Origin of the sequence: Vibrio sp. A8-1 (assembly GCF_013048685.1) — a bacterium.
GTDB lineage: Bacteria > Pseudomonadota > Gammaproteobacteria > Enterobacterales > Vibrionaceae > Vibrio > Vibrio metschnikovii.
In genome coordinates this window covers 65945-80670 of record NZ_VHTC01000010.1, presented here as the reverse complement: position 1 = coordinate 80670, position 14726 = coordinate 65945, and the positions used below count along the sequence as shown (strand labels likewise).

Here is a 14726-nt window from a genome sequence, read left to right as displayed (position 1 = left end):
GAATGTTCATTGGCTCTAAAATAGATTTTTATCGCGTACTAAATCTCGTGGTAAGCCATTTTTGATCCGATTACCGACCCATTTCCCTAGACCAATCACATCGCCTTGATAACAAACAATCACCTCACCTTGGCCTGATAGGTTTGGCCTGACATCACGTCCCATAAACCACTCACGAGCTTGAACTTTATCTAATTCGACCGATTGTAGCTCTTGTCCGGTTGCTAGCGTTGTGGCGACTTGATGCTGCCAACGGTAGCCCCGTTTGTGTTGCTCAGCAATTTTGATCCCCATCCGAGAAAAACGGAGTTCGCTGAGTAACGGCTCTAAAGCTGAGGGAAAGAGCCAAATGTCATTATCCCGTGACCACACGTGGCTGTCTTCTGGTAAGCGAATGTTCAGTGCATGATATAATTGTTGCTCAATCTCAAGGCGTTGTGCAGGGCCGACTTTAGCGAATGGAAATTTGCCCAAGCGTTTTTTTACAGCTGGTGTTTCCACCGATGCCTGTTTGGTGATTTTGGCGACGAAAAATCCTTCACAGTCATAAACTTGTGGGAAAATATGCAAAAACCCTTCTTCAGTAATGGTCTGTTCAGCACTCGGGAAAAGTTGATCGAGACGAGTGAATGTGACCGCGTCACCATAAGTGTGTTTTAAGTGCCAGCAGACGTCTTGATTCTCTTCACGACTTAACGTGCAGGTTGAATACACCAAAACACCGCCAACCTTGAGCGCCTGAAAAGCACTTTCAATTAAGGACTTCTGGGTTTGTGCGATACTCATTACTGAGGCTTTGCTCCAATTTTTCATCGCATCAGGATCTTTACGTACCGTGCCTTCACCTGAGCAGGGAGCATCAAGTAATACGGCATCAAACTGCTCAGGCAGCCAACCACCAAAAATTTGCCCATCGAAATTGGTCAGAGCGCTATTGCGAATACCGCAACGCTCAATATTGGCGTGTAAAATTTTTACCCGACTGGCGGAATATTCGTTAGCGATTAATACGCCTTGATTATCCATTAACGCCGCGATTTGTGTTGTCTTGGAGCCCGGCGCTGCTGCCATGTCTAATACATGTTCAAAAGGCGCTCCAGATTGCATAAATAGGGCAGAGACGGGCATCATCGAGCTGGCTTCTTGGATATAGAATAAGCCAGCCATATGTTCTGCAGTATTACCTAAAGGGACTTGTTCTTCATCTGCGGTAATCCAAAAGCCGCTCTCGCACCAGGGGATAGGTTCTAAGTACCAACCTTTGTCTGCGGCTCGGGTTTGAAAGTCAGCGACAGATATTTTTAAGGTGTTAACACGAATACTTTTTCTGAGTGGTCGTTGGCATGCAGCAATAAAGTCATTCAGGTTCAGTGTTGAGGGCAATATTTCAGCGATGGTAGCGAGGAACTCTTCGGGTAGTGCGACAGTGGAATGCAAAACAGTGTCTCGATAAGCGGATTCTGGCCGCGATTATATACACATCGCGGCCAGACTTGAAGTTTATCTCAAGGTCTAGGTATCGCTGTTCGCCAGCGTTTCCATTCTTCTTGTGGTTTGGAGTGAAGATAAAAAGATTGGCCAGCTTGAGCAGGAGGAGCAAGCTGCTTTTGTTCTGGCGTTGCAAAAGTAATCCCACCGCGAACTATACTTTCCAGTGTTCCTGACTTGATATTCGCTCCAGTCAATCCAATTGAGACATCTACGCCCGACGTGTTCCAAAATAGGCTATTACGGCGAACTAAATAAGCATAGTCGGGATTAATATCGATTGTTGAGATAACCCGATCAGCAAGAGCGCCCAGTTGGATATCAATCACTCTGCCAACTTCAATATCACGGTAAAAGACAGGAGTTCCGACATTAATTGAACCACGGTATTCGGTTTGGAGTGTAAACCTGACACCACTCGGTGAGTAAGGCGCAGAAGCGAGGTGAAAAGTATGTTGCTTAGCACCTTGACCGGGATAGACTTCGATATTCGGTGAGACAAGATTCTCTAAATTAGTGATGCCTTGTAAACTGACATTGGCTTTGGCTACCCAAAACACGCTCGTTGCACGAGCAATAAAAGGGGCGTATTCGGGATGAATACGAGCAGAAAAAGTCACTTGTGATTGACTAAAACTCGGTGAAACGGCGATAACTTCACCGACTTGTACGCCTTGATATTTGATTGGAGTGCCTCGGTTGACTCCTTCATTGCTCTTTGCCAATAACGTAATGGCTTCACCAAACTGTTGTGCTTGTTGATAGTTGGCGTAAAGCTTCCAACGCCCATCGAGTTTATTTTCTACACCGGGTAAGGTATCAAAGGCAATACCACCTTGGAGCAGGCTTTGTAACGGTGCCGCTTGGATACGCAGACCATCGGTTAAAGAGGCATTTACTTCAATACCAGAATGATTCCAGAATACAGTTTGTTCATTAATTAAATGTTGGTATTGGTTATCAATACTGACTTCCACCTCAACACCTTCTTTTTGTAACTTAAATTGGGTGACATGACCAACGGGTAAATGACGAAATAGTAGCGGGCTACCAATTTGTACCGGAGGCAAGGTATCTGCACTGAGTCGCAAGGCGCGAGAACCCGATTGTTGATACGCCGCCAGCTCTGCCAGTGATGGGTTAGCATACAGAGAATAGCGTTCAAGTACGGTTTCTTCTCCTTCACTAATAAAGCTGATAGCCCCACTCAGTAGTTGCTTCACAGGAGGAAGTGAGAGATTAATGCCGGCGCGGCCAAGCTCGGCACGCATTGAACCATCAACATAAAAACGGTTTTTGGAACGAATTAATGATTGGTATTGTTGTTCAATAACGGCATGAAACTCGACTTGATCCGCGCTGAGTTGAACATCTTTGATGATGCCAATTCGTACTCCGCGATACAAAATCTCAGCCCCTGACGTCAAACCATAAGCATGTTCAGCGGTAAGGGTAATGGAGAAAGTATGTGATTGAGATTGTTGATACTCAATTTTTCTTAGCGCTGTAAATTGTCGAGTACGTTCACCTTCACCCGGTTGTAAAGTAAGGTAATTACCTTTGATTAAGTTCGATAAATTTTCTAAGCCAGATAGTGAGACTTTGGCTTCTTGTAAAATGAACTGACTGCCGGTGGTGAGTAGCTCATTTAATGACGGTTGAATCGCAGCATGAGCAATAATTTGTGTATTATCCTCATTCAGTTGTAAATGAGTGATCTGTCCGATCTCTAATCCGCGATACATAATGGGCGATCCAGAAGCGTTAATCCCACTGTCATCAGGCAGTGTAATCGTGATCGGAATGCCGCGCCCGGCCGTTTTGAGATCTTGGTAAAGAATAAATTCACTAAATTGAGCGGCGGGTTCACCGCCATCGGGAGAGTCGACGGCAATCGCTCCGCCAATTAAGGCGCTTAAACTTTCTAAACGAACGTCAATTCCATCAAAGCCTAATGAGGTACCTATGCCGCTGACGTTCCAAAAACGACTTTCTTTGGTGATCAAATGGCGATATTCAGATTCAATGGAGACTTGTAACACGATGGATTGTGCATCTTTGGCAAGCTGATAGCTAAACACTTCACCAATCGGGATTTTTTTATAAACAATCGGTGAGCCAATAGAAATTCCGCCAAGATCGTTGGCCCGCAAGGTGATTTGTAGCCCACCATTGGAGACCAAGTCGGATGGGGCGCGATCTAAAGCATGATATATCTGCGGGTGATTTTCTTGCCCAGGACCTCCAGGATGCAGAGCAATATAATTACCAGACACCAAAGCATCCAATCCTGAAACACCAGACAAACTGGCGGTGGGTTTCACTAACCAAAAGCGTGTGGTATCAGAAAGTAATTGGGTAGCTTCGGGATAGATATCCGCTTCGACGTAGATGCTGTTTAACTCGGGAGCGAGTTTTATTTCCCGTACCATACCGACTTCTAATCCCTGATAGCGAATCGGTGTTCTCCCAGCGACGAGCCCTTGTGCATCCGAAAAATGAATTTGGATACGTTCACCAGCGTCATGTATCGCTTTACCGACCAGCCAACCTGCGAGCAATAAGGTGAGGATCGGTAGTATCCATAAAGGGGAGACCCCTTTATTGGATTTGATCTGCGGAGAGTAAGACGCTTGGGTCATTGGTGGTTTATTCATTACAAGACTCGCTGTGTTTTGTCTCTTGCTGATAATTATCCCACAATAGACGGGGATCAAGGCTTTCTGCCGCTAACATGGTTAATACGACCACAAAGCCAAAGGCTAGGGCACCATCACCAGGGATAAAATTAAGTAACTGGCCCCGATCGACCAAGGTCAACATAATGGCAATTACAAATAAATCGAGAACTGACCATTTTCCAACCCATTTTATCGCATAGAAAATACTCATTCGCTGCCGATGATAACGGCTACGTCGATATCGAATGGCCAGTAACAAGTAGATAAGCCCGAAAATCTTCATCACAGGAACGACAATGCTGGCAACAAAGATAATCACGGCAATGCCATACATACCTGAATTCATTAGCGAAGCCACACCCGATAAAATGGTATCTTCAAGACGTTGCCCATTGGTGATCAATATAGAGATAGGAAGTAGATTCGCGGGAATGATGGCAATACTCGCGGCGATAACATAGGCCCAAGTGCGTTCGATTGAACGAGGTTTTCGATGATAAAGTGGGTGATAGCAGCGAATACAACGGGCGTTTTCGTGTTGCGATAAGTGGCAATGATGGCAATGGACTTGTTTATCCGTTTGAGCGGGGTAATCTTGCTCGGGTTTCCATGCTTCCCAATAGCGACGAATGCTAATTCTGCTGAGTAATAACACAGTAAAAATTTGCAAGAGCACTAAACTGAACAGCGCAGGGCCAACAAAAATATCGGCGTAATCGCTCAATTTAAAGCTTGAAACCGCAACGCTGACCAAAAAGACATCAATCATTGCCCATGCTTTTAACTGCTGCATGATCCAGACCGAATAGCGTAAACCAAGAAACCAGTGATAACGTAGCGCAATATGGGCGGTAACGATGGAGGCAAAGACCAAAAATGGGGCTAGGGAGCTGCAAAAAAACACCAGTAGAGCCAGAATCACGTATCCTTCATTCGCTAGAGCGATGATCCCCCCAGATAAGGATGCAGGGATCATCACGCCGATCAAACGGATAGTTAAAAAGTCAAAGGCATGAGCAGGAAAAAACAGCAGTAAACAGGTGACCGCAATCGCTAAATTACCCGATAACGATGGGCTGCCACCTCGATAAAGTTGGGTCCCGCAGCGAGGGCAATGGGCACTTTTACCGCGCGGCACATCGACAACATCAACGGGCAATTCACATCCCTGACACAAACGAAGGTGGTTCGTGTTGGATGTATGTTGAGTGAGTGGCGTGCTAGACATCAGCGGTCACTCAATATTCGGTGACGATGTCACCGAATGGGTACATGAATTGCAGCTAATGACTGCCATAAGGCAAACGGAACTATGACTGAATAGCGCCATATAATGTTTGATAAAGTCCTTGCTGTTCAAGTAACTCTCCATGTGTACCAATTTGACTCACTCGCCCATCTTCTAATACATAAATCAAATCGGCTTGTTTCACGGCCGACAGCCGATGGGCAACAATCAGCGTAGTTCGTCCTTTTAAAAATCCACTTAATGCACGATGCAGTGCAGCTTCGGTTGCAGTATCGAGTGCTGACGTCGCCTCATCTAAAATTACCAATTTAGGATCACTTAATACCATTCTAGCAATAGCTAAACGTTGACGCTGGCCACCAGAAAGACGGATACCGTTACGACCAATGGGAGTATCCAATCCTTGACTGAGTTGGTGGGTGACATCTTGCAGTTGCGCTACTTCTAATGCATGCCAAAGCGAGGCGTCATCATAATCACCACCGAGGGTTAAATTATGCCTTAAAGTGTCGTTGAAAAGTATAGGTTGTTGTAACACCACCGCAATTTGACTGCGGATAATCTCAAAACCAATATCATCACACCGTTCGCCATTAAAATAAATTTCACCTGAATCTGCTCGATATGCTCCGAGTAGTAATTGAATTAAAGTCGATTTCCCGCCACCACTGGCCCCAACTAAAGCGACTTTTTTACCCGCGGGTATGGATAAAGATAGCTCATCAAGGACTTTTTTCTCGCCATCATAAGAAAAATTAACTTGTGAGAGTGTCACCGTTACGGGTTGATGAGTAAATGGGTTGACTTTACTGATCGGACGATACTCTTCCTCAAGCTGCAATAAGGTATTAATTCGTGTCAGTGCTGCTTTCGCGCTATACCAAGAAAATTGAATGCCCAGCAGCTCTTGTACTGGTCCTAACATAAACCATAAGTAGCCAAAAACCGCAAAATTTTGTCCGATAGTCAGATCGCTAAATAGCACCATTAACATTGCGACCGCGCGAAACAGCTCAAAGCCCAGTAGAAAGAGTAAAAACGAGAGTCGACCCGCGGCTTCAGCTTGCCAAGCGTATTTATCGGCGTTGGCTCGTACTTCGTCGGCATTGTTTTTGAGTTGAGTTAAAAACTCCCGTTCCTTGTTGGCCGCTCTAAGCTGATAGATACCATCTAAGGTTTCGACTAAACGGTTTTGAAATTTCTCAAATGCTTGGTTCTCGCGTTTTTTGAGATGTTTGACTTGGCTGCCGAGTAGACGGGAAAAATAGATAACAATTGGGTTAACCAATAGGATAAATAATCCTAATCGCCAATCAAGCCATAAGAGTACTAAGGCTGTACCTAATACTGTCAGCAAACTGATTAAAAATTTACTCAATGTTGAGCCAATAAATTGATCGATGGTTTCTATATCGGTTACCAAATGGGCATTAATTCCACCGCTGCCTCGTGTTTCATACTGACGAATACTGATTCGACCTAGTTTATCAATCATTTTACAGCGCATTTGGTAGGTAACCGTTTTTGATACCCGTGTAAACTGCCGACTTTGTATAATATTCAGCAGTTGGCTACCGGTGCGCATGAGCACCACCAGTAATAAAGTGAATAGGATATATCCAGTGGGTGTTTGCCAATCAGAGGGCAAGAGTGTATTCATTAACGCCAAACCACCAGCAGGTTGATTAAGCAAAACTTCATCGACCATCAATGGCATCAACAAGGGAATAGGTACACTGATTAAAGTCGCAACGATGGCAATAAAATTGGCAAAAAGCAGCGGGCGTTGATGTTTTTTTACTTGAGTTATCAACCAAGAACGGCTAATAGTGTCATGATTGTTGATCATTATAATGAGAATGCATCCTATTTAGTTTGATAGGTATTGTACGAAGAACAATAAGTGAAGTCTTTAATTTTATTGGGAATGAATATGAACTTAGCAGATTACCAACGTTTAACGAAGCAAGCCGTCGCTTTACTCGAATCTGAAACTGACTTAGTGGCTAACTTAGCGAATTTAAGTGCTTTATTAAATATGGAACTGAGCGATTTAAACTGGGTTGGTTTTTATCTCTTACAGAATGATGAATTAGTGTTAGGCCCTTTTCAAGGTAAACCCGCTTGTGTTCGTATTCCGGTAGGACGTGGAGTATGTGGGACGGCGGTTGCCACCAATACCGTACAACGTGTGGATGATGTGCATGCTTTTGTCGGTCATATCGCTTGTGATGCAGCAAGTAACTCGGAATTGGTGATCCCATTCACTATCTGTGGGCAATTGGTTGGTGTGTTAGATATTGATAGCCCAACAATTGCTCGCTTTTCAGAAATTGACCAGCAAGGACTGGTATTTTTAATGACGGAAGTAGAAAAGGTGCTTAATTCACACGCGAACAAGGCATAAATTCGCCTTTGCCAGTGGTTTTTCGTACTCAGGTCACTATAATACCGAACATATTTTATTATTTATGCCCCGCGGACCAGCCGCATCAACCAGGAATCCTCATGGAAAACACTGAAAAGTTAAAAAACAGCAAAGAAGTGATTGCGTATATTGCTGAATGTTTCCCTAACTGCTTTACTTTAGAAGGTGAGGCTAAGCCTCTTAAAATTGGTATTTTTCAAGATCTTGCTCAGCGTCTTAATGAAGATCCTAAAGTAAGCAAAACTCAACTTCGTGCAGCACTAAGACAGTACACTTCGTCATGGCGTTATCTGCATGGTGTTAAAGCTGGTGCGGTTCGTGTTGATCTTGATGGTAATGCTTGTGGTGAACTTGAACAGCAACATGTCGATCATGCTCAAGCTGCGTTAGCAGAAAGCAAAGCTCGCGTTGACGCGCGCCGTAAAGAGCAAGCGAAGAAAGTGCGTGAAGAGGCCAATAAAGCTAAGCCAAAAGCGAAAAAACCTCAACCACGTCGTGCACAAACACAAGATGTGACAGCAAAAACAGAGAAAAAACCAGTTGAAACGCGCGTGTTACAAGCTGACGAAATGAAAGTTGGCAAAGAAGTCAATGTGAACATGGGCAAAGGCAACATGGCTGCGACCATCGTTGAAATTAATAAGGAAGATGTGCGTGTTCAACTCGGTAACGGCCTGCAAATGGTTGTGAAGACGGAGCACTTGCGCGCTTAAAGGAGATATTCCTAAGCATGAAATGCCGTTCAAAATTAACATCAATTGCTGCTGGCCTATGGCTGGCAGCTTTTTCTGTTCAGGCGATAGAAGCCAATCTCAAGATAGAGGATCTTCCTCTTCTTACTCCACAAGCTCAACATGAAACCGCCAGTAAACGAGTGACGTCACGTTTTACTCGTTCTCACTATAAACACTTCTCTTTAGATGATGCGTTTTCTCAAGCTATTTTTGATCGTTATGTTGGCATGTTGGATTACAATCGTAATCTCTTTACTCAGGCCGATATTGACGCTTTTAAACCCTGGTCAACCCAGTTAGATGATCAGTTAAAAGCAGGCAATAATCAGATAGCGTTTGAATTGTATAATCTTTCAATGCGTAAACGTTTTGAGCGTTTCCAATACGCGTTGTCGCTCCTTGACCATGAAATGACCTTTGATAACGACGAGTTTATTGAACGCGATCGCTCCAAAGCCCCATGGCCGAAAGATCAAGCGGAAGTCGATGAGCTATGGCGTCAGCGTGTTAAATTTGATGCATTAAACTTGAAATTAACGGGTAAAACATGGCCAGAAATTCAAGAAACGCTGGCTAAACGTTATAATAATGCGATCAAACGTTTAACTCAGACCAATAGCGAAGATGTTTTTCAAGTCTATATGAATGCCTTTGCTCGGCAGATCGACCCTCACACCAGCTATTTATCTCCTCGCAATGCTGCTCAATTTCAATCGGAGATGAATTTATCTCTTGAAGGGATTGGCGCGGTATTACAGATGACGGACGATTATACGGTGATTCGCTCATTAGTCGTTGGTGGCCCTGCGGCGACCAGTCGACAGTTGAGTGAAGGGGATCGCATTATCGGTGTCGGTCAAGAGAAAGGCGATATTGTTGATGTGATTGGCTGGCGTCTCGATGATGTCGTGCAGTTAATTAAAGGGCCGAAAGGCACTAAAGTGCAACTGCAGGTATTACCGGAAGGTAATGACGCAAAAAGTCACATTGTCACTATTGTCCGAGATAAAATTCGTCTTGAAGACCGAGCGGTGAAATCTAAGGTCATTGAACAAGACGGCAAAAAAATCGGTGTCCTTGAAGTACCTAGCTTTTATGTAGGCTTAGCACAAGATACCGATAAGTTACTGACGGAGCTAAAAGCCAGCGGAGTCGACGGTATCATCATCGATTTACGTAATAATGGTGGTGGCGCATTAACGGAAGCCACGGCACTTTCTGGTTTATTTATTACCAGTGGTCCTATTGTTCAGGTACGCGATAGTTATGGCCGAGTGAATGTTAATAGCGATACTGACGGCAAAATCAGTTATCAAGGTCCAATGACGGTTTTGATTAATCGATTTAGTGCTTCTGCGTCAGAGATTTTTGCCGCGGCCATGCAAGACTATGGTCGAGCGATTATTCTTGGTGAAAACTCATTTGGTAAAGGTACGGTTCAGCAGCATCGCTCTTTAAATCATATCTATGATTTATTTGAACAAGAGCTTGGTTATGTGCAATACACGATTCAGAAGTTTTATCGAATTGATGGTGGCAGTACCCAAAATCGCGGTGTGATCCCTGATATCGTTTTCCCGAGTGCTATTGATGCGAGTGAAACAGGGGAAAGTGTTGAAGAGAATGCACTACCTTGGGACCGGATTGATCCGGTTAAATACCAAGTATTGCATGACTTTAGTGCGACGATTGCTAAGCTCGATCAGCGTCATCAAACTCGGATCCTAGCGGATCAAGAGTTTGGCTTTATCTTGCAGGATATTGAAAAATATCAAGCAGAAAAAGACGATAACTTATTGTCTTTAAATGAAAAGCAACGCAAGCAAGAGATGGAACAAGCGGATAAACAGCGATTGGATAGAATTAATCTTCGCCAAGCATCCCTTGGTAAAGAACCTTTTGCGGCCTTGAGTGATGTTCCCAAAGACTATGAAACTCCTGATGCTTATTTGAATGAATCGGTATCAATCATGGTGGACATGCTCAAGATTTGAGCTTTTCTATCTTGAAGAGTGAAAGCGAGCCAATGGGCTCGCTTTTTTATAACTGTTTGTTTTATCGTTGTTAATTTGAAATAAGTGTGCAGATAAGAAGAATTTATAATGTGATTTTCATCGAAATTTCGCATTATAAATTGAAACCGCCTAAGCTTAAAATAAAAGCATTAGGGGGCACGATGAAATGGATTGCACTATTTATTGCTTGCTTCAGCTTAACGGCAACGAGCCCACAGTTAGAAGCGCGTTATCACTCAAGACAAGATCTGACTCAGTTTGATGTGCCTTTTTTGCTTGGCGATTGGTTTTTGTTTAACTCTGCACCAGAGGCATCGAAAGAAAACTTTCTCGTCGTTCGCTTAACCCTCAAGTCGGATTATTCATTTTTAATCGATATACAAAAGAAAGACTACAGTATTGATCACTGGCAAGGGCAATATTCTCTCAATCAAGATAGCTTGATCCTTGGTATCGATAGCAGCAAACCACAGCACTATTTTTATCAAGCGAATCATAATCAATTAATGCTTAATGGCGTTATTTTTACCAAGATGTTAACTAGCCCGTTAGCGGGAACTTGGTCAGGAGACTCATTGGCTGGCAGCGATCAATCGCTTCTCAATTTACAAAGCCTCGATTTGATTTTACAACCCGATTTCATCTTCTTTTTTCGTGCAACGGGTCAAAATGGTAATCAAACCGTACAACAAGGGGTGTTTTATACCGAAGATGAACAATTGGTCCTGTTGTACCCCCATGGTGAACATAATACGCGCTTTCAACTCAACCAAAATCGCTTAACGTTAGACATTGAGCAGGGCATGCTTTATGCCGAATTAAAGCGAATTCGCTAGTCGCTTTTTTCTTCATCATTCCATCATATTGCAGATTGACGATTTTCTTTGTTCTTTAGCTTCTTTAGCGCTGTCAGCGTGACGCTTTATCGTTTTAATACTTTATTTTTGACCTTATCGTTAAAATCCCATATCGCGTATCTGGGATACATCGGGCGAAAATCTCTCATTTTTTCGGTCTAGGGGTTGTTATTGGTGAAAACAAGATTAAGATCAGTTGATTAACATCAAGGTTTCTCAACCTTGCTCTTCATCTGTTTACGTCAAAAAGGATTCCGACCATGGCGACAAGCCCATTAGCCAAGTATCGTAAAGATTATCAGGCTCCCTCTCATTATATTGATCGTATTGATCTAACCTTTGATTTGCACGATCACGCGACTGTCGTTACGGCGGTTTCTCACGTTGAGCAACAGGCTGACAGTTCAACACTATTGCTGGATGGTGAAGGGCTAGTATTAACATCATTAAAAATTAATGGTGAAGAGTGGCAACACTTTACCAAGTCAGAGGCTCATTTAGAAATAACTCAACTACCTCAGCAGTTTGAGTTAACCATTGTGACGGAAATCGATCCTCAAAGTAATACTGCATTAGAGGGACTCTATAAGTCCGGTGGCGCTTTCTGTACTCAGTGTGAAGCGGAAGGGTTTCGTCGCATCACTTATTTCCTTGACCGTCCAGATGTCTTAGCCAAATACACCAGTACCGTGATTGCCGACAAAGCCTTATATCCATACTTGCTAAGTAATGGCAATAAAATTGCTCAAGGTGAGGCTGACAATGGTCGTCATTGGGTCAAGTGGCACGATCCCCATCCTAAACCAGCGTATTTATTTGCTTTGGTCGCGGGAGATTTTGACGTCTTGCGTGACCAGTTTATCACTCGTTCTGGTCGTCATGTTGATTTGGAAATTTTCGTTGATAAAGGCAATTTAGATCGCGCAGGCCATGCGATGACGTCACTAAAAAATTCGATGAAATGGGATGAGCAGCGGTTTGGTCTGGAATACGATCTGGATATTTATATGATCGTGGCTGTCGACTTTTTCAATATGGGAGCGATGGAAAACAAAGGGTTAAATATTTTCAACTCAAAATTTGTGTTAGCCAATGAGAAGACGGCGACCGATACCGATTATCTTGGTATTGAAGCGGTGATTGGCCATGAATATTTCCATAACTGGACGGGTAACCGAGTTACTTGTCGTGACTGGTTTCAATTAAGCTTAAAAGAAGGCTTAACGGTATTTCGCGATCAAGAATTCTCTTCTGATCTTGGTTCGCGAGCGGTGAATCGCATTCATAATGTCCGGATTATTCGTGGCCCTCAATTTGCGGAAGATGCTAGCCCAATGTCTCATCCTATCCGTCCGGATAAAGTGATAGAAATGAATAACTTCTACACCTTGACCGTCTATGAAAAGGGCAGTGAAGTGATTCGGATGATGCATACCTTATTAGGTGAAGCAGCGTTCCAGCAAGGGATGAAGCTTTATTTTGAACGCCATGATGGCACCGCAGCAACCTGTGAAGATTTTGTTTTAGCAATGGAAGAGGCAAGCGGTATTGATTTAACTCAATTCCGTTTATGGTATAGCCAATCGGGTACACCATTACTTAAAGTGACGAGTCATTATGATGACCAAGCGCAAACGTACGCATTAACGGTTGAACAAAGTACAGAGCCAACGCATGATCAGCCAGAAAAATTACCATTGCACATTCCGTTTGATATAGAACTGTATCGTGAAAATGGTGAAATCATTCCGTTACAGTGTAATGGAAAGGCCGTTTCTAATGTACTCAATGTGACTCAAGCCAAGCAGACGTTTGTCTTTGAGAAGGTGACCAGCCAACCGATCCCATCTTTATTACGTGAGTTTTCTGCTCCGGTAAAACTTGAGTATGACTACCGTGATCAAGAGTTAAGCTTTTTAATGAGGTATGCGACTAACGCTTTTGCACAATGGGATGCCGGGCAGATGCTGTTGGCAAAATACATTCGAGCGAATGTCGAATCCGTTCAGCAACAACAAAAGGCCACCTTACCTGAAGCGGTTGTCGATGCATTTCGTGGTGTGTTGCTCAGTGATAAGCTAGAGCCAGCCTTTGTGGCAGAAATGCTGGCTTTGCCGAATCATAATGAAGTATCGGGTTGGTATAAGCAGGTGGATGTCGATGCGATTGCCAAAGTGTTACATGAACTGAAAGTGATGTTAGCCACTGAGCTAGAAGATGAACTCAGTGCCACTTATCATTCATTAACTCAGGCTGAATATTCGATTGAGCATGCGGCGATTGGTCAGCGTACTTTACGCAATACCTGTTTAGCTTTATTGGCTTTCACTGAGCAAGGCAACCGTTTGGTCCAACGTCAGTATCAGCAAGCCAATAATATGACCGACACGATTGCCGCAATGAGCGCGGCGAATAGTGCTCAATTGGCTTGTCGAGAAACGCTGATGGCTGATTATAGTCTGAAATGGCAACACGATGGGTTGGTGATGGATAAGTGGTTTACTTTGCAAGGTTCGAATCCTGCTGAAGATGCCTTGAGTGTCATCCAGGCAACGATGCAACATACCGCTTTTAGCTTGAAGAATCCTAACCGCATTCGTAGCTTAATTGGTTCATTCTTTACCATGAACCCAGTTAATTTCCATGCACTTAGTGGTGACGGTTATCGCTTTGCGGGGCAGATATTGCGTGAGTTAAACAGCAGTAATCCTCAAGTAGCTTCTCGTTTAATTGATCCGTTACTCAAGTTTCGACGTTATGACGAGCAGCGACAAGCATTAATGAAACAGCAGTTAGATGCGTTACAGTCACTGGATGATCTTGCGCGTGACTTATTTGAAAAAGTCAGCAAAGCGCTTGAACAAGCCTAACTTGTTCGATATTTACTCATTGATCGGGTGCTGGAAGGGAACCTCGTTTCCAGCACCATTTAAAGCACAATTATGAACTACTATTTTTTCTCTCTTAACATCTCTTATCAAACTTTCCTTGCTCATTATTCTGGGCTAGCCAGCCACATTCTAGTCACTACCGAACATGGCTTACGTTTACAATTACCGGCTGCAAAATTTCGCCCATTTCTTAGCCAAATTGGAGTAAAAGGTCGATTTCGTCTAACAACTGACCAAAACAATAAGTTTATAAAGTTAGATATGCTGTCCTGAGGTAAATTTGTGGTGATTTGAATCGCTACGCCTGTCACATTATTAAACATTTCACTATCAATTGCGTCCAAATGCGTTAACGAATGGTTAGCAAAGCACTACAATAGGCC

General features: G+C 43.5%; 10 protein-coding genes. 6 read left to right on the top strand and 4 right to left on the bottom strand.

The annotated features are described in order from the left end of the window. Positions 1-15: 15 nt before the first annotated feature. The 4 genes from rsmF to FKN93_RS07650 form a co-directional block, all read right to left on the bottom strand. Positions 16-1437, bottom strand: coding sequence for a 16S rRNA (cytosine(1407)-C(5))-methyltransferase RsmF (rsmF, locus tag FKN93_RS07665; protein WP_004395300.1), 1422 nt, complete (start codon positions 1435-1437; stop codon positions 16-18). 68 nt (positions 1438-1505) lie between these two features. Next, complete coding sequence (locus FKN93_RS07660; protein ID WP_170904792.1) at positions 1506-4145, bottom strand: MlaD family protein; 2640 nt, start codon at positions 4143-4145, stop codon at positions 1506-1508. Next, a complete protein-coding gene (locus FKN93_RS07655; RefSeq protein WP_170904791.1) occupies positions 4138-5397 on the bottom strand; it encodes a paraquat-inducible protein A in 1260 nt (419 codons plus the stop codon). Before FKN93_RS07655 ends, FKN93_RS07660 begins: the two co-directional genes overlap by 8 nt. A gap of 82 nt (positions 5398-5479) precedes the next feature. Further along, positions 5480-7267, bottom strand: a complete 1788-nt coding sequence (locus FKN93_RS07650; protein ID WP_170904790.1) for an ABC transporter ATP-binding protein — start codon at positions 7265-7267, stop codon at positions 5480-5482. A gap of 84 nt (positions 7268-7351) precedes the next feature. Here FKN93_RS07650 and FKN93_RS07645 point away from each other — a divergent pair, with 84 nt between their 5' ends. The 6 genes from FKN93_RS07645 to FKN93_RS07620 all read left to right on the top strand — a co-directional run bounded on the left by FKN93_RS07645 (position 7352) and on the right by FKN93_RS07620 (position 14616). Further along, positions 7352-7825: a GAF domain-containing protein gene (locus FKN93_RS07645; RefSeq protein ID WP_154170647.1), complete on the top strand. Its 474-nt coding sequence runs from the start codon at positions 7352-7354 to the stop codon at positions 7823-7825. A 101-nt stretch (positions 7826-7926) separates the two neighbouring features. Then, positions 7927-8559: an RNA chaperone ProQ gene (proQ, locus tag FKN93_RS07640; RefSeq protein ID WP_004395295.1), complete on the top strand. Its 633-nt coding sequence runs from the start codon at positions 7927-7929 to the stop codon at positions 8557-8559. 17 nt (positions 8560-8576) lie between these two features. Then, positions 8577-10574: a carboxy terminal-processing peptidase gene (prc, locus tag FKN93_RS07635; RefSeq protein WP_170904789.1), complete on the top strand. Its 1998-nt coding sequence runs from the start codon at positions 8577-8579 to the stop codon at positions 10572-10574. 182 nt (positions 10575-10756) lie between these two features. After that, positions 10757-11431: a hypothetical protein gene (locus tag FKN93_RS07630; protein ID WP_154168221.1), complete on the top strand. Its 675-nt coding sequence runs from the start codon at positions 10757-10759 to the stop codon at positions 11429-11431. Positions 11432-11712: 281 nt separating this feature from the next. Next, on the top strand, positions 11713-14322 hold the full coding sequence (pepN, locus tag FKN93_RS07625; RefSeq protein WP_170904788.1) for an aminopeptidase N: 2610 nt from the start codon (positions 11713-11715) through the stop codon (positions 14320-14322). Positions 14323-14394: 72 nt separating this feature from the next. Further along, positions 14395-14616 (top strand): DUF2835 domain-containing protein, encoded by a 222-nt coding sequence (locus FKN93_RS07620; RefSeq protein ID WP_040904316.1) that lies wholly within the window; start codon positions 14395-14397, stop codon positions 14614-14616. The last annotated feature ends 110 nt before the right edge of the window (positions 14617-14726 follow it).

Excerpts from the sequence above, each read along its gene's own strand:
- proQ (WP_004395295.1), top strand. The coding sequence starts at position 7,927 with ATGGAAAACACTGAAAAGTTAAAAAACAGCAAAGAAGTGATTGCGTAT.
- FKN93_RS07660 (WP_170904792.1), bottom strand. The coding sequence starts at position 4,145 with ATGAATAAACCACCAATGACCCAAGCGTCTTACTCTCCGCAGATCAAA.
- FKN93_RS07650 (WP_170904790.1), bottom strand. The coding sequence starts at position 7,267 with ATGATCAACAATCATGACACTATTAGCCGTTCTTGGTTGATAACTCAA.
- FKN93_RS07645 (WP_154170647.1), top strand. The coding sequence starts at position 7,352 with ATGAACTTAGCAGATTACCAACGTTTAACGAAGCAAGCCGTCGCTTTA.
- FKN93_RS07655 (WP_170904791.1), bottom strand. The coding sequence starts at position 5,397 with ATGTCTAGCACGCCACTCACTCAACATACATCCAACACGAACCACCTT.
- prc (WP_170904789.1), top strand. The coding sequence starts at position 8,577 with ATGAAATGCCGTTCAAAATTAACATCAATTGCTGCTGGCCTATGGCTG.
- FKN93_RS07620 (WP_040904316.1), top strand. The coding sequence starts at position 14,395 with ATGAACTACTATTTTTTCTCTCTTAACATCTCTTATCAAACTTTCCTT.
- FKN93_RS07630 (WP_154168221.1), top strand. The coding sequence starts at position 10,757 with ATGAAATGGATTGCACTATTTATTGCTTGCTTCAGCTTAACGGCAACG.
- pepN (WP_170904788.1), top strand. The coding sequence starts at position 11,713 with ATGGCGACAAGCCCATTAGCCAAGTATCGTAAAGATTATCAGGCTCCC.